This window comes from Actinocrinis sp. (genome assembly GCF_035938995.1).
Taxonomy (GTDB): domain Bacteria; phylum Actinomycetota; class Actinomycetes; order Streptomycetales; family Catenulisporaceae; genus DASZGI01.
Genome location: NZ_DASZGI010000100.1, coordinates 77,979 through 102,721 on the forward strand (window position 1 = coordinate 77,979; position 24,743 = coordinate 102,721).

17 protein-coding genes are annotated in these 24,743 nt (G+C 71.7%); 6 read left to right on the forward strand and 11 right to left on the reverse strand.

Annotation, left to right across the window (positions count from 1 at the left end; translation table 11 throughout):
• Positions 1-67 precede the first annotated feature (67 nt).
• Complete coding sequence (gene eccCa / locus VGZ32_RS06590) at positions 68-4,066, forward strand: type VII secretion protein EccCa (protein WP_326884947.1); 3,999 nt, start codon at positions 68-70, stop codon at positions 4,064-4,066.
• Between the two features lie 166 nt (positions 4,067-4,232).
• On the opposite strand, the gene VGZ32_RS06595 is transcribed toward eccCa, so the two are convergent.
• Both VGZ32_RS06595 and eccB read right to left on the reverse strand, forming a co-directional pair.
• The gene (locus VGZ32_RS06595; protein ID WP_326884948.1) at positions 4,233-5,579 is read right to left on the reverse strand and encodes a S8 family serine peptidase; all 1,347 of its coding nucleotides are present in this window, start codon (positions 5,577-5,579) and stop codon (positions 4,233-4,235) included.
• A gap of 83 nt (positions 5,580-5,662) precedes the next feature.
• A complete protein-coding gene (eccB, locus tag VGZ32_RS06600; RefSeq protein WP_326884949.1) occupies positions 5,663-7,213 on the reverse strand; it encodes a type VII secretion protein EccB in 1,551 nt (516 codons plus the stop codon).
• Between the two features lie 488 nt (positions 7,214-7,701).
• Between eccB and eccE the strand changes: the two genes are divergently transcribed.
• The 4 genes from eccE (at position 7,702) to VGZ32_RS06620 (ending at position 13,714) form a co-directional block, all read left to right on the forward strand.
• Positions 7,702-8,889, forward strand: coding sequence for a type VII secretion protein EccE (gene eccE, locus VGZ32_RS06605; protein WP_326884950.1), 1,188 nt, complete (start codon positions 7,702-7,704; stop codon positions 8,887-8,889).
• Positions 8,886-9,719, forward strand: a complete 834-nt coding sequence (locus VGZ32_RS06610; protein WP_326884951.1) for a hypothetical protein — start codon at positions 8,886-8,888, stop codon at positions 9,717-9,719. The genes eccE and VGZ32_RS06610 overlap by 4 nt, the downstream gene beginning before the upstream one ends.
• A 1,648-nt stretch (positions 9,720-11,367) precedes the next feature.
• On the forward strand, positions 11,368-12,324 hold the full coding sequence (locus VGZ32_RS06615) for a MinD/ParA family protein (RefSeq protein WP_326884952.1): 957 nt from the start codon (positions 11,368-11,370) through the stop codon (positions 12,322-12,324).
• A gap of 67 nt (positions 12,325-12,391) precedes the next feature.
• Positions 12,392-13,714 carry a M20/M25/M40 family metallo-hydrolase gene (locus VGZ32_RS06620; protein ID WP_326884953.1) on the forward strand — a complete coding sequence of 441 codons (1,323 nt, stop codon included), beginning with the start codon at positions 12,392-12,394 and terminating at the stop codon, positions 13,712-13,714.
• Here VGZ32_RS06620 and VGZ32_RS06625 read toward each other — a convergent pair.
• Together VGZ32_RS06625 and VGZ32_RS06630 are read right to left on the reverse strand one after the other, a co-directional pair.
• Entirely contained in the window at positions 13,661-15,106 is a 1,446-nt protein-coding gene (locus VGZ32_RS06625; RefSeq protein WP_326884954.1) for a hypothetical protein, read from the reverse strand. The genes VGZ32_RS06620 and VGZ32_RS06625 overlap by 54 nt on opposite strands.
• Before the next feature lie 82 nt (positions 15,107-15,188).
• Complete coding sequence (locus tag VGZ32_RS06630; protein ID WP_326884955.1) at positions 15,189-16,145, reverse strand: bifunctional riboflavin kinase/FAD synthetase; 957 nt, start codon at positions 16,143-16,145, stop codon at positions 15,189-15,191.
• Positions 16,146-16,294: 149 nt separating this feature from the next.
• Between VGZ32_RS06630 and VGZ32_RS06635 the strand changes: the two genes are divergently transcribed.
• Complete coding sequence (locus VGZ32_RS06635; protein WP_326884956.1) at positions 16,295-16,984, forward strand: hypothetical protein; 690 nt, start codon at positions 16,295-16,297, stop codon at positions 16,982-16,984.
• Between the two features lie 71 nt (positions 16,985-17,055).
• Here VGZ32_RS06635 and truB read toward each other — a convergent pair whose 3' ends face one another.
• The 7 genes from truB to rimP all read right to left on the reverse strand — a co-directional run bounded on the left by truB (position 17,056) and on the right by rimP (position 24,529).
• Positions 17,056-17,970, reverse strand: a complete 915-nt coding sequence (truB, locus tag VGZ32_RS06640) for a tRNA pseudouridine(55) synthase TruB (protein WP_326884957.1) — start codon at positions 17,968-17,970, stop codon at positions 17,056-17,058.
• Positions 17,967-18,467 carry a 30S ribosome-binding factor RbfA gene (gene rbfA / locus VGZ32_RS06645; RefSeq protein WP_326884958.1) on the reverse strand — a complete coding sequence of 167 codons (501 nt, stop codon included), beginning with the start codon at positions 18,465-18,467 and terminating at the stop codon, positions 17,967-17,969. Before rbfA ends, truB begins: the two co-directional genes overlap by 4 nt.
• 52 nt (positions 18,468-18,519) lie before the next feature.
• Positions 18,520-18,819, reverse strand: a complete 300-nt coding sequence (locus VGZ32_RS06650; protein WP_349263519.1) for a DUF503 domain-containing protein — start codon at positions 18,817-18,819, stop codon at positions 18,520-18,522.
• A gap of 99 nt (positions 18,820-18,918) precedes the next feature.
• The gene (gene infB / locus VGZ32_RS28620) at positions 18,919-22,047 is read right to left on the reverse strand and encodes a translation initiation factor IF-2 (RefSeq protein ID WP_349263513.1); all 3,129 of its coding nucleotides are present in this window, start codon (positions 22,045-22,047) and stop codon (positions 18,919-18,921) included.
• A 218-nt stretch (positions 22,048-22,265) separates the two neighbouring features.
• Positions 22,266-22,559, reverse strand: coding sequence for a YlxR family protein (locus VGZ32_RS06665; protein ID WP_326884960.1), 294 nt, complete (start codon positions 22,557-22,559; stop codon positions 22,266-22,268).
• A gap of 308 nt (positions 22,560-22,867) precedes the next feature.
• On the reverse strand, positions 22,868-23,881 hold the full coding sequence (gene nusA / locus VGZ32_RS06670; protein ID WP_326884961.1) for a transcription termination factor NusA: 1,014 nt from the start codon (positions 23,879-23,881) through the stop codon (positions 22,868-22,870).
• A 12-nt stretch (positions 23,882-23,893) separates the two neighbouring features.
• Entirely contained in the window at positions 23,894-24,529 is a 636-nt protein-coding gene (gene rimP / locus VGZ32_RS06675) for a ribosome maturation factor RimP (protein ID WP_326884962.1), read from the reverse strand.
• Positions 24,530-24,743 lie beyond the last annotated feature (214 nt).

Consider the following 24,743-nt stretch of genomic DNA (forward strand, 5'->3'; position numbering starts at 1 on the left):
GCGGGGCTGTGGCGCCACAGGGACCGGGCCGCGTCGGGCGAGCGATCGAACACGGAGGGGCTGCGGGTTGAGCACGGTCATTGTGAAGCGGCCGCCGCGGGTGCATCCCCCGCAGGTGCCGTCGGGGGAAATCCATCTGGAGCCGCCGCCCGAGCTGTCGCGGACCGCGAAGGGGAGCGCGGGCGACGCGGCGATGCAGGCGCTGCCGATGCTGGCGGGGGTCGGCTCGGTCGCCTTCTTCTTCATGCCCGGCACGAACATGCTGATGAAGCTGATGGGCGGCATGACACTGCTGTCGTCGCTCGGCTTCGTCGTCATGTCGATGACCAAGGGCAGGGGCGGTCAGGGCAAGGGCAAGATGGCCGACGCCCGCCGCGACTATCTGCGTTACCTGAGCCAGGTGCGCGCGAGGGTCCGCGAGACGCAGGAGCAGCAGTACACCGCGCAGATGTGGTCGCATCCGGCGCCCGCGCACCTGTGGGCGATCGTGACCAGCGGGCAGCGGCTGTGGGAGCGGAGGCCCACGGACGCCGACTTCGCGCAGGTGCGGCTCGGCTCCGGGGCGCAGCGGCTCTCGACGCCGCTGGTCGCGCCGGACACCGCGCCGGTGGACGAGCTGGAGCCGATCTGCGCGGACGCGCTGCGCCGGTTCATCACGGTGCAGGGGACGCTCGACGCGTTGCCGCTCGCGGTGTCGTTCCGCTCGTTCTGGCACGTGCTGATCGGCCCGGTGGGCAAGGCGGGCACCGCGGACGACGCCCGCGCGGAGGCCCGGTCGATCCTGGCGCAGCTGGTCACGTTCCACGCCCCCGACGAGGTGCGGATCGCCGTGATCGCGGCGGAGAACCGGCGTCAGCACTGGGAGTGGGTCAAGTGGCTGCCGCACGCTCAGCACCCGAAGGACACCGACGCGGCCGGCCCGGTGCGGCTCATCTTCGGCGACGCCGCGGAACTGGAGGACGCGCTCGGCGGGGAGCTGACCGACCGGGCGCGCTTCTCCCGCGACGCGCCGCCGATGTACGACCAGCCGCACATCGTGGTCGTCGTGGACGGCGCCCGGGCCAGCGGCGAATCGATGCTCCTGCACGGCGACGGCCTGATGGGCGTCACGGTCGTCGAGATCGACGTGGACGGGCACTCCGGACCGGTGCGCGGGGGCGTCCACCTCGGCATCGAGGGGACGGTGCTGCACCTGGAGACCGCGAGCGGCGCGACCTTCACCGGAAACGCCGACCGCCTGTCGATCCCGCAGGCCGAGGCGCTGGCCCGGCAGCTCGCCCCGCTGCGAGTCGGCGGCGGCGCGGACGGCGACGAGCCGCTGTTGTCAGCGCTGGACTTCACCGACCTGATGGGCATCGGGGACCCAGGTCAGTTCGACACCCGGCGCGGGTGGAAACGCCTCTCCCCCCAAGACCGCCTTCGCGTGCCCATCGGCGTCGGGGAGAACGGCGAGCCGGTCATCATCGACATCAAGGAAGCGGCGATGGGCGGCATGGGCCCGCACGGCCTGTGTATCGGCGCGACCGGTTCCGGTAAGTCAGAGGTGCTGCGTACCCTGGTGCTGGCGCTCGCGGTGACCCACTCCTCGGAGAACCTCAACTTCGTGCTGTCCGACTTCAAGGGCGGCGCGACGTTCGCGGGCATGTCCGAGATGCCGCACACCGCGGCGGTGATCACCAACCTGGCCGACGACCTGACGATGGTCGACCGGATGCGCGACGCGATCGTCGGGGAGATGAACCGGCGCCAGGAGATGCTGCGGGACGGCGGCAACTTCAAGAACATCCACGACTACGAGAAGGCCAGGTCCGCGGGCGCCGCGCTGACGCCGATGCCGAACCTGGTCATCGTGCTGGACGAGTTCTCCGAGATGCTGACCGCCAAGCCGGAGTTCCTGGACCTGTTCATCCAGATCGGCCGCATCGGCCGGTCCCTGGGCGTGCACCTCCTCCTGGCCAGCCAGAGACTGGAGGAAGGAAAACTCCGCGGGCTGGACACCTACCTCTCCTACCGCCTCGGCCTGAAGACCTTCTCCGCCGCCGAATCAAGGGTCGTACTCGGCGTGCCCGACGCCTTCAACCTCCCGTCCATCCCCGGCTCCGGATACCTCAAGACCGTGGGCCAGGAGGGCGGAAACCCGGCCGGCGCCCGGTTCAAGGCGGCGTACGTCTCAGGGCCCTACCGCCCGCAGACCCGCACGACGGTGGAGCGCACGCTGGACCACCGCCGTCCGACCTTCTTCACCTCCGCCTACCAGGCGCCGCCGCGGATCGACGAGTCCGTCGTCGCGGCGCCGGTGGCCAGGCAGGAGGACGACGCGCTGGTCGACACCGTGCTCGACGTCCTGGTGCGTCAGATGGAGGGCCAGGGCCCGCCCGCGCATCAGGTCTGGCTGCCGCCGCTGAACGAGCCGCCGACCCTGGACCAGCTGATGCCCGGCCTGCAAGCCACCGCGCAACGTGGTCTCCAGGCCACGGAGTACTCCGGCTCGGGTCGCCTTCTGGTCCCGATCGGCATCGCGGACAAGCCGATCGAGCAGAAGCGCGAGGTCTACCAGATCGACCTGTCCTCGGCGGCCGGGCACGCGGTGGTCGTCGGGGGTCCGCGCACCGGCAAGTCGACGATGGTGCGCACGATCCTGACCGGGCTCGCGCTCGGGCACACCCCGGCCGAGGTGCAGTTCTTCTGCCTGGACTTCGGCGGCGGCTCGCTGGCGACCATCAGTGGCCTCCCGCACATGTCCGGTGTCGGCGGCCGCCTGGACCAGGACGTGGTGCGCCGGATCGTGTCCGAGGTCGTCTCGATCGTGGACAAGCGGGAGGAGTCCTTCCGCCGCAACGGGATCGACTCGATCGGCACCTTCCGCGCCCGCCGGGCCCGCGGCGAGCTGCCCGACGAGCTGTTCGGCGACGTGTTCCTGGTGGTCGACGGCTGGCAGACGCTGCGCACCGAGTTCGAGATGCTCGAGCAGGACATCCTGGACGTCGCGCAGCGCGGCCTCGGCTTCGGCGTGCACGTGATCATCACCGCGGCGCGGTGGGCCGAGATCCGCCCGCAGCTCAAGGACGCCGTCAACACCCGCATCGAGCTGCGCCTGGGCGACCCGATGGAGTCCGACATCGACCGCAAGGTCGCGGTGAACGTGCCGGCCGGCGCGCCGGGGCGCGGCCTGACCAAGGGCAAGCTGCACTTCCTCGGCGCGCTGCCCCGCATCGACGGGGTCGAAGACGCCACCGATCTGATCGACGGCGTGGCCAAGACGGTCGCCGCGATTGCAGACGCCTGGCAGGGCCCGACCGCCCCCAAGGTGCGGATGCTCCCGCTCATGGTCGGCTACCACGAGCTGCCCCCGGCGGCCCAGCGCCCCGGCCAGGTGGTGCCGCTCGGCGTGGACGAGACCAAGCTCGAGCCGGTGTACCTGGACTTCAACGCCGACCCGCACTTCCTGATGTTCGGCGAGGGCGAATCCGGCAAGACCAGCGTCCTGCGCGCCCTCATTCAGGGCATCACCGAGGCCTACACCCCGCAGCAAGCCAGAATCCTGGCGGTGGACTACCGCAGAGCACTGCTCGGCGCGATCCCGGAAAGCCACCAGCTGGCCTACTGCGCGGCGGCGCCGGCGGTGCAGAGCGTCGTGGCCGAGGTGCGCCCGTTCCTGGAGAAGCGCCAGCCCGGCCCGGACGTGACGCAGGAGCAACTGCGAACCCGCTCCTGGTGGACCGGCCCCGAGGTGTTCGTCATCGTGGACGACTACGACCTCGTCGCGACACAGGGCAGCAATCCCCTGTCCCCCCTGGGCGAGTTCCTGCCCATGGCCAGGGACCTCGGCTTCCACCTGATCATCAGCCGGGCGTCCGGAGGCGCCAGCAGGGCCCTGTTCGAACCGCTGATCCAGCGGATCCGCGAAAGCCGCCAGCCCGGCCTGATGCTCTCCGGCGAACGCGAAGAGGGCCAGCTGATCGGCCAGGTCCGCCCCAGCCAGCAGCCCCCGGGCCGCGGCACCCTCGTCTCACGCAAACACGGCACCATGCTGATCCAAACCGCGTACCTCCCGCCGCCCGCCTGACGGATTCCACGGTTGGATTTCCCAGCCTGATTTCGCCGCCGGGCTCCCGACGGCAGACCTTACGGGCCGCCGCCCAGGACGAATCTCGTGACGCCGGTTCCCTGCGTCCCCGCGGCCGCGCTGTACGGCTGCGGGGACGCCGCCGTCTGGCCGTCTTGCCGATCGATCAGGCGGGGAACTGCTGCCGACGGCGGCGGGCGTCGCGCGCCACGAGGGTCCCGGCGAGCGCGACGATCACGAAGAGCAGCGAACCGGCGAGCGCGATGTAAGCGCCCTTGCGCTGGTTGACCACGCTCGGGGAGGGCGGCGCCGCGACGACGGGCGCCATCGCCGCACCGGACAGCCGCGGCGCCGCGGAGGCCGGGCCGTCCGCGCCCGGGCCGGCTCCGAAAAGCCCGATCAGATGCGTCGGATCGGCCTTGAGCGCGTCCAGCACGTTGACCTCGCCCCAGCCGGCCGACTTGGTCCAGGACCCGTGGCCGGACGCGGTGGATTCGAGCACTTTCATGAGCGTCGCCGGGGTCCACCGCGGGTGCTTCTGGAGCAGCAGCGCGGCGAGTCCGGACACGTACGGGGCGGCGAAGCTCGTGCCCGAGTCGACCATGATGCGGCCGTCCGGGAACAACGCGCCGACGCCCACGCCGGGTGCGGCGACGCCGACGTAGGATCCGGTCTCGGACCAGCTCGGCACGTTTCCGTCCTGGTCGGCCGCACCGACCGAGAGCACGTACGGGGCATAGGCGGCGGGGTACATGACCGGGTCGATTCCGCACGACGAGTTCGTCGCCGGGTCGGTGTCCTCGGAATCGCCGTAGTTCCCGGCCGAGGTGACGACCAACGCGCCGTGCTGATACGCGTAGAGGACTGCGGCCTGGAGGTTCGCGTTGGGCGTGCAGCCGTCCTGGGAGACGTTGATGACCCGCGCGCCCGCGTTCACCGCCGTCTTGACCGCGCTCGCCAGGGTGTCCTCGTCGTTGCCGGCCGGGACGTTGCAGCCGGCCTCCCGGTAGATCAGGAGTTTGGCACCCGGCGCGACGCCCGTCATTCCGTTGCCCGGCGCCGGGCGCGCCGCGATTATCGAGGCGACCATCGTGCCGTGGCCGTCCGAGTCGGTCCGGTAGTTGCCCCCGCTGCCGGAGAAGTCCTGACCGCCGGTGATCGCGCCGGCCAGTTGCGGATCGGCCGCGTTCGCTCCCGTGTCGATGACGGCGACGCTGATCCCGGCCCCGGTCGCTGCCTGCGGACCGGAGACGAGCTGCGCGCCGCCGGCATTCGCGATCTCCCATGGTGTCGCGGTCTGGTCCGACGCCGCCGTGATGCTCGTGTTCGAGGTCGTGCAGGACGAGGAGTCGGCGAGCCGGGTGCCGCCGCCAGCCGGGCCGTGGTGAGGAGTGCCGAAGGGGCCGAATACGCCGCCGGAGAATTGCACGGTGAGGGCGGCGACCGCGAGCGCCGCGGTGATTAGCGCGCCTGACCGCAAGCCTGCGACCTTCCGCGAACCTGTCACCGTCATCGTGTCGCCTCCCTTCCCCGTTCCTCCGCGCACTGTGTTCGAATTCAACACCGTGCCCGAATTCAACACCGCGTACAGCTCACTCACTGCCCCGGCAGCTGCGGCGTCTCGCCTGCCTTGATCGGGTCGAGCACCGGCCCGGTCTGGATCAGCTGGACCCAGCTCTGCGGCACCGCTTGCACTGCGACGTTCGTGTACTGGAGCTGCCCGGCAGCAGAGGTCTTCGTCTGCTTGCCGTCCGCGCCGGTGATCTGCTCCTCGCCGGCCAGCGGGTAGCTCGTCCCCGTGTCAGGCACCAGATAGACCGCGCCGGAGTCAGCGCTCTGTCCACCCGACACCGCTCTCGCGAGGATGGCGTGGCCGGGCTTGACGTAGACCACGTCGGCCAGCGAGCCGCCCGCCAACGCGCCGCCTGACTGCGCGAGACCGGCGCCGGACGCGAGCGGGTGCGGCAGGTCCGAGCCGTAGTAGAGGGAGAGGGAGGGGTTGCCCGAGGTGTCGAACTTGCCACCGGTGAACCCGGCGCAGAACACGCTGACGTTCGGCTGCTTACCGTCGTAGTCGATCGGCAGGACCGTCTTCTGCGGCCAGTCCGGGCCCGCGCCGATCAGGTCGCTCGGGGCGGCCACCTCGTCCTTCGAACCGGCCAGGCTGGCCTGCGACGGACTGATCGACATCTGCTTGATCCCGTGCAGCGCCAACTGCGGACCGAAGGTATAGAGCTTGTAGACCAGCGGGCTCACCGAGACCAGGCCGTTCTCGGTCTCGATGTAGTTGGACTGCACCCCGTTCGCGTCGGTCACCTGGCCATAGTCGCCGACCCGGGCGCCCGGCTGGTTCTGCAGGCTCGCCGGCAGCGGATCGCCGAGCCCTGCGACCGTGGGGAAGGTGATCCGGGTGCCCGGCTGGAAGGCGCTGAGCCACGTCGACGACACCCACGGGCCCTGCGGCGCGCCGGGGCTCACCGGCGTGCCCGTCAGCGCGTTGAGAGGTCCGTTGTCCGAGACGACGGGATATTCGTAGTCGCCGACGATCAGATAGTTCCCGTTCTGCGAATCGTGCACGACGAACCCGCTGACGCCCGAGACCAACGAGTCCCCGCCGGCGCCGTATCCGATCTCGAGCACCGTGCGCCCGCCGGCCTGCGTCGGGTCGGCAGGGTTCTTCGCCTGCACGCACAGCGACCACTGCGTCAGGTCGACGTTCGAGGCCGTCGGCACGTCCGGCGGCGCCGCGAGGATGCCGAAGGGCGCGCCGATCGTCTCCGACGTGCCGTGGATGACGTTGTCCGGCACGTCGTACTTCTTGAAGTTGCCGCCCAGGATGAGCTTCGCGGAGGTGATGTTCACCACCGGATGCAGTTCTTTGTCCTGGGCCGAGTAGATGTACGAGGCGCCCGAGGTGCTGTCGACCGCGAGGCCGTTCTGCCAGCCGCTCGGCGCCGACGGCTTGAACACGCCCAGCACGACGACGGCGGCGACCGCGATGGCGCTGAGGATCGCCGAGGTGAAGAAGGTCTTGACCGGGCGGGGAGCGGCTTCGTCGCTTCCGGTGGGCGAGGGGGCCACCAGGTTCGACACCATCCTGCGCCGCGCGAACACGAACGCGTCGAGTTGGTCTTTCCGCGTCGCCACTGCTCTGCCCTCGCCCCCATGATGACGGCTGGTGCCGTTACTGCCGTTTTCATACCGTCCGTGCGCGGTGGGTTCGGCCCCGCTGCGTACCACCGCTGTGTATCACAGGGTACGGCGGACCACACGGTACCCTGTTCGACCGGACCGCTTCACGCTCTGGTCCGGCGGCTCCCGGCGGCTGATGGAGTTCGTCGCCGCCGGGGAAGTACGGTATCGAAGGAACCGCCGGTCAGGTAGGTTCGGTGGCAGTTCACGTAGCAGCGTATCCACGGGTGCGGCGGCCACGGGGGCGTCTTCAGGCCGGGGTCGTCCCGGCCGGTTGATCCCGGCCGACTCAATATGGGCAGGCGCGAGGGGCGATGGCGAACGCGGCGACGACTACTCGGACGCCCGGCCAGGACGGGCCGGGGCGGAACCGGTCGAGACGGGGTGGGACGCGCGCGCAGGCGGGGGCCGGTGCGCGGCCCGCGCCGCAGGGCGGCGGTCCCGTGCGCGCGGACGCGGGGTTCCAGCCGCGGCCCGGCCGGATCGGCCGGATCCAGGTGGTGCGGGTGGTGCTGCTCGAGGCGGCGGCCGCGCTGATCCTCGCCCCGCTGCTCACCAAGCACACGGTGTGGATCGCCGTCACGGCCCCGATCGCGGCGCTGTGCGTCGTCGGGGCGCTGGCCGGCGGCGGCCGCTCGTTCGGCCAGTCGTCGCTGGTGCGCGGCGAGTTCCGCGAGCGTCGGGCCCGGCGCGGCGTGGACGCCGGTGGGGAGGCGGCGATCGCCCCGCTGCGCGAGACCTTCCCGGCTCTGCGCACGGCCAGCGTCAGCACCCGTAACGGCGACCCGGTCGGGATGATCGGCGACGGCACGTTCCTGACAGCCGTGGTGCGAGTCGCGGCACGCACCGAGCCGCTGCGTGCACCGCGCACCGCGCAGCCGCTGCCGCTCGGCGTGGTGGCGGGCGTGCTATCCGACGACCGGCTCGAGGCATCTTGCATTCAAATCGTCACGCACACCCAGCCCGCCCCGGCGCCCTACTTGCCGCCGCACGCGCTGGCTGTGCGCTCGTACCAGACCGTTGCCGAAGACGTCCCGGCGCAGCGCACCACGTGGATCGCGGTGCGCTTGGACCCGCAGGAGGCCGCGGGGGCCATCGAGGCGCGCGGCGGAGGAGCCATCGGCGCGCAGCGCACGCTGCTCACGGCGGTTCAGCGGGTGGCGAGCGACCTGGAGGGCGCGGGCTTCGACGCGACGCTGCTCAGCGAACCCGAGCTGATCACCGCGCTCGGGACGGCGTGCTCGGTCGGCGCGGCGCCGAGGGTGGCGGGCGCGGTGCGGAGGACCGAGGAATCGCGGCGGACGTGGCGGTGCGACGACCGCTGGCACACCTCGTACTGGGTGGACAAGCTCCCCGAGCTGGGCGCCGACACGACGCCGAACCTCGTCGCCGCGATGACGAGCGTGCCGACCCTGGCCACCGCGCTCGCGGTCACAGCCACCCGCGGCACCGGCGGCTCAGTCGGCTTCAGCATGCACGTACGGGTCGCCGCGCGCTCCGAGGCGCAGTTGGTCGAGGCGGCCAAGACGCTGGAGCAGCGGGCGGCAAAGGCCGGAGCCGGACTCAGCCGGCTCGACGGCGAGCAGCTGCCGGGTCTGATCGCGACGATTCCGCTGGGAGGCGAGGCATGAGCGGCACCGGCTCGGGGGGTTACGCGCGGACGGTCGCGCCGCAGCCCCCGCACGCCCAAGCCCCGGCGGGGGGCGGGTACGAGGACGCGCAGCCGCGGGTGGTCGGCGCGGCGCGCCCGGCCCGGCACGAGGAGGTCCGCCTGCTGCCGGTGCGCGGCCCGCGCCACGAGCGGCACCTGCTGGAGGCCGCTGAACTGGACGCCCTCGCCTTTCCGGTCGGCGACGACGGTGTGGTCATCGGCACGGATCAGCAGCGGCGGCCCGCGGTGCTGGGTCTGTTCCGGCCGCGCCCGGTCGACGGCGCGCTGGTGGCCGGCTCGTATCTGGCGCAGCTGATCGCACTGCGAGCGGTCGCGACTGGGGCGCGCGTGGTGATCGAGACGGCGCGGCCGGAGCTGTGGACGTCGCTGGCGCAGAACGCGAGCGGCGGCCTCGAGGTGATCCGGCTGGTCCCGGTGCGGCGCGTGGGTCCGCTGGGGGCGACCGCGGTGTCGCCGGTGCTGTTGATCCGCGACTGCGGGGCACGGCCGCCGCGGCTGGCCGCGCCGAAGACCCCGTGGCAGACGACGTTGACGCTGCTGCCGTTCCTCGACCCGGGGTACGCGGGGCAGCTGGTCGGCACGGACCTGGTGGCGCTGCAGCGGGTTTCACCGCAGGAAGCGCAGCTCGTGTCACGGGTGGTACGACTTAGTCCCGAGGACGTGCAGACGTTGCCGGAGCTGCCCGACGAGGTCACCTTGTGGTGCGCGCGGCACGGCCGCCAGTACGTGTACGGAACACCGACGCAGCTCGAAGTGGGACTGCTCGGAACACCCCGCCGGATGGACTGAGTTCCGGGGGCGCGGAAGATCCCGGATCAAGTGCGCATTCCATGACGGGGGTCGGCCTGACTACAGTGTTGGCCGTTAGGCGCACGTGGAGGGTAGCGGAGTGAGCGGCGAGCACGGCTTCGGCGACGGTTCCGAGGAAGAGGACTGGACCGGACCGGTTTACGCGGCCCCGGCTTGGTACAACCAGCCCGGGAGCTCCAGCGCGCCCGCAGATCACGAGGAGCCGCCGCCGCAGCCGGATCAATCGGCCCAGGCCGCGTCCCAGGGACAGCCGCCGCAGCCGACGTCCGGAGCCCAGTACGGCGAATCGACGTCCTCGGAGCAACCGCCTCAGTCGGTGTCGTCGGTTCAGCATGGGCAGCCGCCATCCACGGTTCAGCCGGCACCGCTGGCCCCGCCGGTCACACCTCCGTCTGCACCGCCTCCGGCACCCCCTGCGCAGTCGGGGCCGCCGTTCGTTCAGCTTCCCGGCCGGCCGGTGCAGCCTCAGCCCACGGTGCCCCCGCCCCCGCCACCACCCCTGCTGCCACCGCCTTCACCTGCGCAGGCATCACCCGCAGCTCAGCAGACAGGTCAGCCCTTGGCGCCTCCACCGCCTTCCGGCGCACCGTTTGCCCCGCCACCGCCTTCCGGCGCACCGCTTACGCCTCCGCCACCCGCAGGCGCGCCGCTCGTGCCACCGCCGCCGATCGGGCGGCCCGCCCCTGGACCTGGCGAAGCAGAGCGTGACGCCCCCGGTCCGCACTTCGGCCAGCTCGGCGTGTCTGGCCAGACACCCCCACCCCCGGCGCCGCCCCAGTCGGCGCAGCCGCCATCGCAGCCCCAGATGGAGCGGTCCGGCTCTTGGAATGTCGCTCCGCCAGCGCCGAACGCGTGGCAAGTAGCGCCGTCAGGTCCGTCCCCGGCTATGCCGCCGACGCCACCACCAGGCCCGTCCTCAGCCACGCCGACCACACCGCCGCCTCCTCCCCCGCCGCCGGTGGCTCCGACGGTCAACGGCTCGGCAGGCGGTCCCGTGGCTACCCAGCCGCATCCGCCTGGCCAGGCGGCAGCTCCGGGCACGCCGCCGCCAGCACTACCCTCAGCCTCGGCACCTCCGACACCACTGCCGCCGCCCCCACCCCCCGGCGTGCCCGCGTTGCCGCCTCCCACGGCCGGGCCCGTGAATCTGCCGGAGCCGGTCAGGCCTGCCCCGATCAACGTCCCGCCGCCGACCCAGATGATGCCGCGGGTGCCCGAAAACGGTGCGCCGAGCGCGCAGCCGGGGCCGCCTGCGCTTTCCCCATACGGCGCGTGGGCACCACCGCCCACGCCGCAGGGTCCTACGCCCGTACCGCCCACGCCGCAGCAGTTCCAGCCACCGCCCCAGCCGCGGGCACCGCAGCCTGGCCAACCTGCACCGGCGCCTCAGTACACCCGCCCGGGTCAGCCCGGCGCCGTACCGCCGAACCCCCCTCAGGGCTACCTGCAGCACCCGCCCAGCCAACCTGGTCCGAACCAGCCCGGTCAGCCCAATCCAAATCAGCCCGGCCAGAACCAGCCCGGCGCCCCGCAGTACGGCCCCCAGTCCGGCGCGCCCGCGCCGAACCCTTACGCGCCGCGTCCGGGTTACCCGCCCGCGAACCCGTACGCGCCGAATCCGCCCGGCATGACGGGTCCCGCGACGCCGCTCGGTTTCCAAGCCGCGCAGGACCTCACGTCCGACCGGCTGGTGCGCAAGGCCGAGCCGATCGCCCGCACCGGCTGGCGCAAGACCGTCCGGCACGCCTCCGGAGGCCTGCTCAAGCCCGCCCCGGGCAAGGCCGAGCAGCGCCGCCTCGAGCTGCTCGAGCGCGTACGCACGCCGCTGCGCGGCTGCTATCGGCTCGCGGTCATCTCACTGAAGGGCGGCGTCGGCAAGACCACGACCACCACGGCGCTCGGCGCCACGCTCTCGTGGAACCGGGGCGACCGGGTCATCGCCGTCGACGCCAACCCCGACGCCGGTACCCTCGGCCGCCGGGTGCCCCGCGAGACCGGCGCCACCATCCGCGACATGCTTCAGGCCCTGCCGGCGATCCAGAGCTACGTGGACATGCGCCGGTTCACCTCGCAGGCCCGCAGCCGACTGGAGATCCTGGCCAACGACGTCGACCCGGCCGTGTCCACCACGTTCAACGACGAGGACTACCGGCGGATCATCGAAGCACTCCAGCGCCAGTACTCGATCATCCTCACCGACTCGGGCACCGGCCTGCTCTACTCGGCCATGCGCGGCGTGCTGCAGATGGCGGACCAGCTCATCGTGGTCTCCACCCCCAGCGTGGACGGCGGCAACTCGGCCTCGACCACCCTCGACTGGCTGACCGCGCAGGGCTACCAGGATCTGGTCGCCCGCTCGATCACGGTCATCTCCGGGGTGCGCCCGTCGGCCAAGGAGTTCGACCTGAACCAGCTGATCACCCACTTCGCCGCCCGCTGCCGCGCGGTCGTGCCGGTCCCCTTCGACCCGCACCTCGGCACCGGCGCGGAGATAGAGCTGGACATGCTGCGCCCGGCCACCGCCGATGCCTACCTGGAGCTCGCCGCGCACGTGGCGGACGCCTTCGCGGACCGCGCGCACTGACTTCTCCAGCCGTCCACAACCCTATTCACCTTCGAAGGGCATGATCTGTTCGGCTACGGTGGACCGTATGCAGACGCACCCGGACGAAGCTGAATACGGCGAGGTGGTCGGGCTGCTGACCGACCTCATCCGGATCGACACCTCGAACCCGGTCAAACCGGAGCGTCCGGCGGCCGAGTACGTGGCCGAACGGCTGGCCGAAGCGGGTCTCAGCCCGCGCGTCTTCGAGTCCGAACCCGGCCGGGCCTCGGTGGTCGCCCGGTTCGAGGGCTCCGACCCGTCCGCCGACGCGTTGCTGCTGCACGGCCACCTCGACGTGGTCCCGGCCGAACCGGCCGACTGGTCCGTGCACCCGTTCGCCGGAGAGGTCAGGGACGGTCTGGTCTGGGGCCGCGGCACGGTCGACATGAAGAACATGGACGCCATGACGCTCGCCGTGGTGCGCCGGATGGCCCGCGAGGGCTGCCGTCCGCGCCGGGATCTGGTGCTCGCCTTCCTGGCCGACGAGGAGGCCGGCGGGAGCCAGGGGGCGAAGTTCCTGGCCGCGAAGCATCCGGACCTGTTCGAGGGCTGCACCGAGGCGATCAGCGAGGTCGGCGGCTACTCCTACGAGGTCTCCCCGGAGCTGCGCCTCTACCTGATCGAGACCGCGCAGAAGGGCCTGGCCTGGATGCGCCTGACCGCGCGCGGGCGAGCCGGGCACGGCTCGATGATGAACGACGAGAACGCGGTCACCGCGCTGGCCGCCGCGGTCGCCAGGATCGGGACGCATCGGTTCCCGACCACGCTGATCCCGACCGTCCGCGACTTCCTCGCCGAGGTCTGCGACGCGCTCGGGGTGCCGTTCGACCCGGCGGACCCACAGGCGGCGGTGGACCGGCTCGGCCCGCTGGCCCGCTTCATCGGCGCGACCCTGCGGCACACCGCCAACCCGACGATGCTCGAGGCCGGATACAAGTCCAACGTGATCCCGGAGCGGGCCGCCGCGGTGGTCGACGGCCGGTTCCTGCCCGGCGGCGAGGCGGAGTTCCTGGCCGCGATCGACGAGCTGGCCGGCCCCGGGATCATCCGGGAGAACATCCACCTCGACCGCTCCGTCGAGGCGCCGTTCGACGCCCCGATCGTCGAGGCGATGCTGGCCAGCCTGCGCGCCGAGGACCCGGCCGCGCGCACCGTGCCGTACTGCCTGTCGGCGGGCACCGACAACAAGACCTTCGCCTCCCTCGACGTGTCCGGGAAGGGCGGCATGCGCGGCTACGGTTTCGTGCCGCTGCGGCTCACCCCGGACCTGGATTTCGCGGCCATGTTCCACGGGGTGGACGAGCGGGTCCCGATCTCAGCCCTCGACTTCGGCTGCCGGGTGCTGGACCGCTTCCTCGCGCTGGCCTGAGCGCGGCGGCGGAGGTTCGGCGCCGGCCAGCCCGAGGGCGTGGCTGGACTCCTCGAACCAGCGGCGGCCGTGCGCCGGACGGCCGGCGTCCGGACGCGGCGGGCGCCGCTCCTCGTCCCGGTCGGATTCGTGCCCGAACACCGGGATGCGCAGCCGGTAGTGGGTGTCGGACAGGTCGATGTCGTCCTGATGGCGCCCCTGGTACAGGGCCAGGTAGACCCGGCGCACCTGGATCGCGGTCTCCAGCTCCGCGTTCATCTTCGCGTAGAACTGCTCCTTGTAGGCGTCGTCGGTCATCGACGAGACGGCGAAGAAGAACGCGGAGACCGCGGCCAGGAAGATCGAGACCTGAAGCAGCTTGTTGTCGAGGTTGAAGCCGAGGTAGTAGCTCAGTTCGTGCCCGAACACGGTCGCGTTGTCGCGGCTGCCGGTCCACTCCTGGATCCGCTGGCCGGGCATGGTGACCCAGCCGAACCCGACGAAGAACAGGAACACCAGCACCGCGAGCAGCAGCACCTGCAGCATCTGCCCGACGAACAGCACCATCAGCACATTGACGCGCTGGGCGCGGCTGAGCCGCAGCGCACCGTCGTGCAGCACCACCCGGTCGGCGACCCCCTCCATCGGGGTGCGCGTGCAGGCCTGGGCGATCGTCACGCGGTCGTCGTGCGCGGCGACCCGGCGCACCTCGGCGGGCAGCCGGTAGACGAGGAACAGCACGGTGAAGATCGCGAACAGGCCGACCACGCCCCACAGGCGGTGCCGGCTCATCTCGCCGGCGAACTCCCACACGTCCTTGCTGATGAAGAGGAACGAGTTGAACAGGAACAGCAGCGGCAGCGCCCGCGCGGCCAGGTCGAACACCTCGCCGAGCTCCAGAAAGGTGCGCTTGACCGCCCAGCGGCAGAGCGGGAGCACGGCGGAGGCGACGAGGTAGATGCCGAGCACGATCCCCAGGTTGACCGCGAGATCGATCCCGGTGATCCGCCAGCTGGACAGTCCGGTCACCCGCCAGCCCTTGCGCACCACGGCGTCCACGATCGGCGGTATCGCCACGAACGCGGTCAGCTCGACCCAGCCGATCCGCCGGGGCTTGCCGAACGCCGGGCGCCTGGCCACCAGGTTGCGCAGCACGTAGGTGATCAGCAGCAGGGCGACCCCGAGCGCGGCGCCGCCGACCCGCTCCAGCGGGGTGAGGCGCAGCGAGAGCATGACCATCAGGTTGACGACGAAGGCGATCACGAGCAGCGGCAGCGCCCGGGTGAATACGTCGTCGGTAGCTTTGTAGTCCTCGATGAAGTACGGAAGTCCGCGCCGCACGAACCAGGTTTCCGTCGTGGCGAGCAGTGCGTCGTCGTCGACGGGCCGTGCCAAAACGGTGGATACGGTCACTGATCCGGCCCCCCGAATACGCCCTCGATGTCACCCCCGGGCAAGGGGATGCGAGCGCACACAGTACCGAACCGGGCGGTTGCTATCCAGCCGTATTCTCGAGCAGCGCCTGCGCCTCCTCGACGTCCTGGTTCATCCGCTTGACGAGCGACTCCATCGAGTCGAACTTCTCCTGTCCGCGGATGCGCGCGAGGAAGTCCACTGCGACGTGCTCGCCGTAGAGCTCGAGATCCGTGCGGCCGATCGCGTAGGCCTCGACCGTGCGCTGCGTCCCGTCGAACGTCGGGTTGGTGCCGACGGAGATCGCCGCCGGCAGCGGCCGGCCGCCGACCACCAGCCAGCCGGCGTACACACCGTCCGCTGGGATCGCGGTGTGCGGCGGCGTCTCCACGTTCGCGGTCGGGAAGCCCATTTCCCGGCCCCGCTGTGCGCCGTGCACGACCGTGCCCTCGACCCGGTGCGGCCGCCCGAGGCAACGCGCGGCGGCCTCGACATCCCCGTCGAGCACCATCCTGCGCACGTCCGTGGAGGAGAAGCGCGGCTGCGCGCCGTCCTCCGGCGCCGCGAGCGGCAGCCCTTCGGTGGTGAAACCGTAGCGGGCGCCCAGCTCGATCAGGTCCGCCACGGAGCCGGAGGCGCGGTGGCCGAAGCGGAAGTTCTCCCCCACCACGACCCCGACCGTATGCAGCCGGTCCACCAGGACCTGCTTGACGAACTCCTCCGGGCTGAGCTTCGACAGCTCGAGGGTGAAGGGCAGCACGAGCACCGCATCGACACCGACGGATTCGAGCAGGTCCGCACGGTGGTCCGGCGTGGACAGCAGCGGCGGATGGGTACCCGGCCGGATCACTTCGGTGGGATGCGGATCGAACGTGACGGCGACGGCCGCCGCGCCGCGCTCGCGCGCCAGTTCGACCGCCCGCCGCACCACGCGGCGGTGACCCTGGTGGACTCCGTCGAAGAAGCCGATCGTCACTACGCAGCCGCCCGGCGCGCCCCATCCCGTAGGCACCTCGGCCAAGCCGTGCCAGCGCTCCATAGACCGTGAACTCCTGTCGTCTCGGCGACCCGACACACCAACCTTGCCAGATTCTCCGGCACGCTCCCTCACTACCGCCCCTGTCCTGAGGGAGGATGGAGCTCTACGATGTGCGGTCGGCTCACAATCCAACGGAGGGGACGCGAGCAATGACCTACCAACAGCCGGGACAGTATCCGAGCTACCCCCAGTATCCGGGCGGCGGCCAAATGCCGGTCTCGGCGAAGCCGCCGATCCCGTCCACCGTGCAGAACGCCTTCTACCTGATGATCTCGGGCGCGGTGCTCGCGGTCGTCGGCGCGATCATCTCGCTCGCCGAGAAGTCGACGATCCGCTCGCAGGTCGAGTCGAAGAACCCCGGGTTCACCACCACCCAGGTCGACTCGGCGGTGAACGTCGCCGTCGGGGCGGCGATCGGCGGGGCGGTCATCGGGGTCGGGCTGTGGCTCTGGATGGCGTTCGCGAACCGGGCCGGAAAGAACTACGCGCGGATCACCAGCAGCGTCTTCTTCGGTCTTGAGACACTGTCGCTGCTGGCCGGCCTCGCCCTGAGCGCCGGCAGCGCGGGCAGCGCCGTCAAGGTGTCCGGCGCGAGCGTCGCCGTGGGCATCCTGACCTGGCTCGTCGGCCTCGCGGCGATCATCCTGCTGTGGAACAAGCAGTCCTCGGACTACTTCAAGCCGCCGCAGCAGCCTTACGGGTACGGCTACCCGCAGCCGGGGCAGTACCCGTACCCGCAGCAGCCGATGCCGCCGGGACCGCAGCAGCCGCCGTACGGCACGCCGCCACAGATGCAGCCCCCGTCCGACCCCTGGTCGACGAACCCGCCGCAGCAGTAAGGGCGCGCCGTACCGCGACACGGGGCCAAGCGCGCAGGGCTAAACGAACACAGCACTCAACAAACACTGCGCTAGACGAACACAGCGATCGGCTTGGCCCGCGGGCCGCGTTCCTCGACGAGAGCGAGGAACGCGCCGTCGGGGCCGAATACGGCGATCGGGCCCGGGCCCAGGCCCGCGGCGGGCAGGAAGCCGCCGTGGGCGATGGCCTTGGCCTGGTCGCCGTTCGCGTCGTAGCGGGGGAAGGCCGCGGCCGCGGCGTCCGCGAGGGGCAGGATCGGCAGCGGCCGTCCGGCGTCCACGACCGCTGCCAGCTCGTCGAGGGTGTGCGCCTGCTCGAGGCCGTACGGTCCGACCTCGGTGCGGCGCAGCGCGGTGAGGTGGCCGCCGACGCCGAGCGCCGCGCCGAGGTCACGGGCCAGCGCCCGGATGTACGTTCCGCTGGAGCAGACCACCGCGACCTCGACGTCGACGAGGTCGTCCGCGCGCCGGATCTCGTGCACGTCGAACGAGTAGACGGTGACCGGGCGCGCCGCGAGCTTGACCTCGTCACCCGAGCGGACCCGGGCGTAGGAGCGCACCCCGTTGACCTTGATCGCCGAGACCGACGAGGGAACCTGCATGATCTCGCCGGTCAGCGGGGTGATGGCGGCGCGGATGTCCGCGTCGGACAGATGCCCGGCCGGGACGGACGCGGTGACCTCGCCCTCGGCGTCATCCGTGACCGTGGCCTGCCCGAGCCGGATCACCGCGGTGTAGCGCTTCCTGGTCAGCGCCAGGTGTCCGAGCAGGCGAGTGGCCCGCTCCACGCCCAGCACGAGCACACCGGTGGCCATCGGGTCGAGCGTTCCAGCGTGGCCGACCCGCCGCGTCCCGGCCAGCCTGCGCATCCGGCCGACCACGTCGTGCGAGGTCCAGCCGGCCGGCTTGTCCACGATCACCAGACCGTCCGGCGGCGCGGGCCGGTCACCCTCTCCGCGGCTCATGCGCGGTTTTCGTCTCCACCGCGGTCGTCCTGAGCGCGCTCGGCTTCCGCGTCCTCGGCGTCGTCTTCGTCCTCGGAGCGCGGCACCCGGTACGGATCGGCCTCCCCGGCGTACCTCGCCTCCCGCGCGACCTCGTGCACCCGGGCGTCCTCGGCGGCGGCGCGGGCAAGCAGCTCGTCGATGTGCTTGGCGCCCTCGGGGATGGCGTCGGCGACGAACGCGAGGGTGGGGGTGAACTTCACCCCGGTCTGCCGGCCGACCTCGCTGCGCAGGATGCCCTTCGCCGATTCCAGGGCGGCGGCCGACTCCATCCGCTCCGCCTCGTCGCCGAAGACCGTGTAGAAGACCGTGGCCTCCCGCAGGTCCCCGGTGATCCGGGCGTCGGTGATGGTCACGAATCCGAGCCTCGGGTCCTTCACCCTGGTCTTGAGCGTCTCGGCCACCACCACCTTGATCCGATCGGCCAGCTTGGCCGCGCGCGCGGTGTTGTTCGGCATGGTCCCGCTCCTGTCTGCAGCCGGTCCGCGGGGGCGGAAACCCCGCGGACCCTCAGTCGTCGTCTTCGTCGCTATGGATACGGCGGCGGACGGACAGCACCTCGAATTCGGGCCGCCGGGTCACCGCCCCCTCACAGTCATCCAACAGCTCCACCACCCGCCGGTGCGAGCCCGCCACGACGGCGACGCCCAAAACCGTCCGACGGTGCAGACCCTGCGCCCCGACCTCCGCCGCGGCCACCGCGGCGCGTCGGTTGAGCTCGGCCAGCACGGGTTTGACCAGGCCGCGTTTCTCCTTGAGGGAGCGCACGTCGCCGAGGAGCAGGTCGATGGTCAGCGTTCCGGTGAACACTCGTGGCATCGGGGCCAACCCGGCCCAGGGGGTGAAGGTGATGAGCTTGGAGCCACCGGTGCCCGGAACCGAAGCGGCCCCGGGCACCGGTGGGGTGGATCAGACGCGGGGCTTCTCCCGCATCTCGTAGGTCTCGACCACGTCGTCGACCTGGATGTTGTTGAACGAGCCGAGGCCGATGCCGCACTCGAAGCCCTCGCGGACCTCGGTGGCGTCGTCCTTGAACCGGCGCAGCGACTCGATGGTGAGGTTCTCCGCCACCACCGCGCCGTTCCGGATGAGCCGGGCCTTGGCGTTGCGGCGGATGATCCCGGAGCGCACCAGCGAACCGGCGATGTTGCCGAACTTGGAGGAGCGGAAGACCTCGCGGATCTCCGCGGTGCCCAGCTGCACCTCCTCGAACTCCGGCTTGAGCATCCCCTTGAGCGCCGCCTCCATCTCCTCGATGGCCTGGTAGATGACCGAGTAGTAGCGGATCTCGACGCCCTCGCTGTCGGCCTTCTTCTTGGCCCGCACATCGGCCCGCACGTTGAAGCCGATGATGATGGTGTCGCTGGTCAGCGCCAGGTCCACGTCCGACTCGGTGATCGCGCCGACGCCGCGGTGGATGATCCGCAGGTCGACCTCCTCGCCGACGTCGAGCTTGAGCAGCGCGTCCTCCAGGGCCTCGACCGAACCGGACACGTCGCCCTTGAGGATGAGGTTGAGCTGCTGGATCTCCCCGGCCTTCAGGGCCCGGTCGATGTCCTCGAAGGAGACGCGCACCCGCCGCTTGGACAGCAGCGCGTTGCGGTCACGGGCGGCGCGCCGCTCGGCGATCTGCCGGGCGACCCGGTCCTCCTCGACCACCAGGAAGGTGTCGCCGGCGCCGGGGACGCTGGTCATGCCGAGCACCTGCACCGGACGGGAGGGCAGGGCCTCCTCGACCGGGTTGCCGTTCTCGTCCAGCATGGCCCGGACCCGGCCGTGCGCGTCGCCGACCACGATGGTGTCGCCGACCCGCAGCGTGCCGCGCTGCACCAGGACGGTGGCCACGGCGCCGCGGCCCCGGTCCAGGTGCGCCTCGATCGCGACGCCCTCCGCGTTCTGGTGCGGGTTGGCCCGCAAGTCCAGCGCCGCGTCCGCGGTCAGCACGATCGCCTCGAGCAGGTCCTGGATGCCGATGTTCTCGCGGGCGGAGATGTCCACGAACATCGTGTCGCCGCCGTACTCCTCGGCGACCAGGCCGTACTCGGTGAGCTGGCCGCGCACCTTCGCCGGGTCCGCGCCCTCCTTGTCGATCTTGTTGACCGCGACCACGATCGGCACCTCGGCCGCCTTGGCGTGGTTGAGCGCCTCGATGGTCTGCGGCTTCACGCCGTCGTCGGCCGCGACCACCAGCACCGCGATGTCGGTCACCTTGGCGCCTCGGGCACGCATGGCGGTGAACGCCTCGTGGCCCGGGGTGTCGATGAAGGTGATCTTCCGCTCGGTGCCGCCGACCTCGGCCGCGACCTGGTAGGCGCCGATGTGCTGGGTGATGCCGCCGGCCTCGCCCGCGACCACGTTCGCCTTGCGGATGGTGTCGAGCAGCCGGGTCTTACCGTGGTCGACGTGGCCCATGACGGTGACCACCGGGGGCCGCGCCATCAGGTCCTCGTCGCCGCCCTCGTCCTCGCCGAAGTCGATGTCGAAGGACTCGAGCAGTTCGCGGTCCTCCTCCTCGGGCGAGACGATCTGGATCTCGAAGCCGATCTCGGTGCCGATCAGCTGCAGGATCTCCTCGTTGACCGACTGGGTCGCGGTGACCATCTCGCCGATCGAGAACGCCGCCTGCACCAGCGCGGCCGGGTTGGCGCCGATCTTCTCCGCGAGGTCCATCAGGGACGAACCGCGGGTGAGCCGGACGACCTGCCCGTTGCCGCGGGGCAGCAGCGCGCCGCCCATCGACGGGGCCTGCATGTTGTCGAACTCTTGGCGCCGCTGCTTCTTCGACTTGCGCCCGCGTGCGGGACCACGCCCGCCGGGACGGCCGAAAGCACCCTGGGTGCCGGAACCGCGGCCGCCACGGCCACCGGCTCCGCCGCCACCACCGGGACGGCCGCCGAAGCCGCCGCCACCACCGCCGCCCGGGCCTCCGGAACCGCCGGCACCGCCGCCGGGGCGGGGGCCGAAGCCAGCCCCGGGACCGGGACGCGGGCCGCCGCCGGTACGGGGAGCGCCGCCGGGACCGCCCGCCGGACGCGGACCGCCGGGAGCACCGGGACGTCCGGCACCGCCGGGACGGCCACCGCCGCCACCGCCCGCACCCGGACGGGGTCCGGGGGACGGACGGTTCGGCATCATGCCGGGGTTCGGACGCGGACCGCCGGGCGCGCCGCCGGAGCGGTCGCCACGGTCACCGCGGTCGCCACGCGGGGCGGCCGGACGCGGGGGCATGCCGGGACGCGGACCGCCCGGAGCGTCGCCGCGCGGCGCGCGATCCCGGTCGCGGTCACGATCACGGTCGCGATCGCCGCCGGCCGGACGCGGTGCGCCGGGCCGGGGCATGCCGGTCGAGCCGGACGTGAAGGGGTTGTTGCCCGGGCGTGGGCCGGCCGGACGCGGGGCGCCGGGACGCGGGGAGTTGCCCGAGCGCGGAGCGCCACCGCCCGCGCGGTCGCGGTCTCGGTCGCCGCGTGGCACACCGGGGCCGGGGCGCGGGCCGGGCGCCGGACGCGAGCCCGGGCCGCTGCCCTGCGAAGCCGGGCCGCCCTGGGGCGGCGCGGAGGACGCCGGTCCGCCCTGTCCCTGTCCCTGGCCGCGCGTCGGGGCGGCGGGGGCGGACGGGGTGACCGGGGCCTCGAAGGTGGGCGTGGTCGGGCGCAGCGCGGCCGGTGCGGGGCGCGGGGCGGGCGCCGGACGCGAGCCGGGCGCGGCCGGCGGCGTCTGCGCGGGGGCCGGGGTGGCCGGACGCGGCGCGGGCTTCGCAGCCGACGGGGCGCCGGACGTGGCCTTCGGGGGGATCGGACCGGGACGCGGTCCAGGCTTGGGTGCGGCGGGACGCGCCGCAGTCGCGGAGGCCGAGCCTCCGCCGGCGGAGGCCTTGCCGCCGCCTTCGAAAGAATCCTTCAACTTACGGACGACCGGCGCCTCCACCGTGGAAGACGCAGAACGGACGAACTCACCGAGGTCTTGAAGCTTGGCCATGATGACCTTGCTCTCGACACCCATCTCCTTGGCGAGTTCATAGACCCGGACCTTGGCCACTTCACTCCTGTCTCGGCCCGCGTCTTTGTCCGCGCGACCGTCGATGTCACTTCATGGGCGTACTCATCGCTGGGTGCTCATCGCGTGCTCATGGTTTCTCGACCCGCTCTCCGCGTCGTAGCGTCCCGTGTGCTGTTCCGCTGCGCTGTTCTGAACACTCTTATAGGCGCGCTGTACCAGCGCGCCGACCATTTCTCTCAACGCCTGACCCGCCTGCCCTATTCGGGGCTGCCGGACCGGACCGCTTCGCGCCCTCCGATCGCGGGCGCCTCGGATGCGAGGAGCGCGCGCACCGCTTCGACCGCGAACGGACCCGGCAGGCGGAAAGCCCGCGGGAAGGCCCGCTTGCGCTCGGCGAGGGCGAGACACTCGAGCCGGCGGTGCAGATAAGCCCCGCGGCCCGGACGGCGACGGCGCGGGTCGGGCAGAATCTCGCCCTCCACCGCGACGACGCGCAGCAGCCGGTCCTGCGCGTCCCGGACGCGACAGCCCACACAGGTGCGCGTGGGCACGCCGCATTCATCGGTCGGCAGGCCAGTCACGGTCCATCTTACCCCTACGATCACCCCGCGCGTGCAGCGCATGACGGGTGAGACGCGCGGGCGGATACCGTAATGGACTGGTCATCGCCCAGACACCACGCGGACGCGTGGGGTTCGCGACCGCCGGAGGTCTTCCTTCGCGATCCGAGCTACAGCCGCCCTCCGACCCCACTAACGCGCCGGGCCGACGCACCGCAGGCAGCGGCGACGACCCGACGATCCTTCTCGAGCACGCCCTCAATGCCGCTGGGATTCCCGTCCTCCAGACGGAGGGCCCGTCAGGACGGCTGCTTCTCCCGCTCATTCTCCTGCTCGGCATCCGACCGGATGTCGATGCGCCAGCCCGTCAGCCGCGCGGCCAGGCGGGCGTTCTGCCCCTCCTTGCCGATCGCCAGGGAGAGCTGGTAGTCCGGCACGATGACCTGCGCCGACTTGGCGTCCGGGTCCACGATGTGCACCCGGGTCACCTTCGCCGGGGAGAGGGCCGAGGCGACCAGGCGCTCGGGGTCGTCGGACCAGTCGACGATGTCGATCTTCTCGCCGTGCAGCTCGTTCATCACGTTGCGGACCCGCGCCCCGACCGGGCCGATGCACGCGCCCTTCGCGTTGACGCCGGGCCTGGTCGAACGCACCGCGATCTTGGTGCGGTGCCCGGCCTCGCGGGCGATCGCGGCGATCTCGACGGTGCCGTCGGCCACCTCCGGCACCTCGAGCGCGAACAGCTTGCGCACCAGGTTCGGGTGGGTGCGCGACAGGGTCACCTGCGGACCGCGCAGGCCCCGGCGCACGCCCACGACCAGGCACTTGATCCGGATACCGTGCTCGTACCGCTCCCCCGGCACCTGCTCGGGGGCGGGCAGCAGCGCCTCGAAGCTCTCCTTCTTGCCCGAGTCGATCTCGACCAGGACGTTGCGCGGGTCGTCGCCCTGCTGCACTTTTCCGGTGATCAGGTCGCCTTCGCGCGCGGAGAAGTCGCGGAACACCGCCTCGTCGGCCGCCTCGCGCAGCCGCTGGGCGATGACCTGGCGCGCGGTGGACGCGGCGATCCGGCCGAAGCCGCTGGGGGTGTCGTCGAACTCCAGGCCGACCGGTTGACCCTCCTCGTCGACCTCGGTCGCCCAGACGGCCACGTGGCCGGTCTTGCGGTCCAGCTCCACCCGCGCCTTGGGGCGCGCGCCCTCGGTGCGCTCGTAGGCGAGCAGCAACGCCTGCTCGATCGCCTCGAAAAGCCGGTCGAGCGAGATGTCCTTGTCCTGCGCCAGATCGCGCAGGGCACGCATGTCGATGTCCATTGATCCCTCAACTCAGCTCTCGTCGGTCCCGGCGCCGCCGCCCGATTCGGCGCCTGGTTCCGCCCCGTCCCAGTCCACCCCGTCCTGATCCGCGGCGTCCCCGTCCACGCCGGTCGATTCCGCGTCTTCCGAGTCTTCCAGGCCCGCGAGTTCGTCCTCCGCACCTGCCCGGTTGAACTCGACCTGCACCTTAGCCTTCGCGACGTCCGCGTAGGCCAGTCGGCGCGGCTCGGCTGCGCCGTCGATGAGCAGGTCTGTCCCGTCCTCGTCGGCGGCGGTCACCCGCCCGGTCAGCTCGCCGCCCTGCACGAGCGTCACTTTCACCAGGCGGCCGACGTTGCGCCGCCAGTGCCGCGGCAGGGTGAGCGGGCGGTCCACCCCGGGCGAAGTCACCTCGAGGACGTACGGCGCCTCGCCCATCACGTCGGAGGCGTCGAGCGCGACCGAAAGCGCGTGGCTGACCTCGGACAGGTCGTCCGAGGTGACGCCGCCCTCGCGGTCCACCGCCACTCGCAGCAGCCGCCGTGAACCGGCCTTCTGCTCGACCAGGTCCTCGAGGTCGGCGCCGGTCTCGGCGACGGTCCGCTCGACGAGCTCGCGCAATTTCCGACGGTCGAGTCGGGGCGAGGCGGCGGCAGGCGGGCTCATCGGTCTGCTCCTGAAACGGATCTGGGGTCTGGAACCGGTACGCGTCGCCTACCAGCGTAGTCGGTCCGCAGGCGATACCAGCCCAGTGTGTGATTTCCAGACCCGGCGCCGTGACCAAGACGTTGCGTGCCGCGCACTTATTCCGCGATTCCGCCGCCCAATTCGGCCGGAATCCCGCCTGCGCGAGAGTGGGGAATTCCCGACGATCTACGCG

Bases quoted from the DNA above. Each gene is read 5' to 3' on its own strand.
- VGZ32_RS06595 (WP_326884948.1), bottom strand. From the start codon at position 5,579: ATGACGGTGACAGGTTCGCGGAAGGTCGCAGGCTTGCGGTCAGGCGCG.
- VGZ32_RS06610 (WP_326884951.1), top strand. From the start codon at position 8,886: ATGAGCGGCACCGGCTCGGGGGGTTACGCGCGGACGGTCGCGCCGCAG.
- VGZ32_RS06615 (WP_326884952.1), top strand. From the start codon at position 11,368: ATGACGGGTCCCGCGACGCCGCTCGGTTTCCAAGCCGCGCAGGACCTC.
- VGZ32_RS06620 (WP_326884953.1), top strand. From the start codon at position 12,392: ATGCAGACGCACCCGGACGAAGCTGAATACGGCGAGGTGGTCGGGCTG.
- VGZ32_RS06630 (WP_326884955.1), bottom strand. From the start codon at position 16,145: ATGGAGCGCTGGCACGGCTTGGCCGAGGTGCCTACGGGATGGGGCGCG.
- VGZ32_RS06635 (WP_326884956.1), top strand. From the start codon at position 16,295: ATGACCTACCAACAGCCGGGACAGTATCCGAGCTACCCCCAGTATCCG.
- truB (WP_326884957.1), bottom strand. From the start codon at position 17,970: ATGAGCCGCGGAGAGGGTGACCGGCCCGCGCCGCCGGACGGTCTGGTG.
- rbfA (WP_326884958.1), bottom strand. From the start codon at position 18,467: ATGCCGAACAACACCGCGCGCGCGGCCAAGCTGGCCGATCGGATCAAG.
- nusA (WP_326884961.1), bottom strand. From the start codon at position 23,881: ATGGACATCGACATGCGTGCCCTGCGCGATCTGGCGCAGGACAAGGAC.
- rimP (WP_326884962.1), bottom strand. From the start codon at position 24,529: ATGAGCCCGCCTGCCGCCGCCTCGCCCCGACTCGACCGTCGGAAATTG.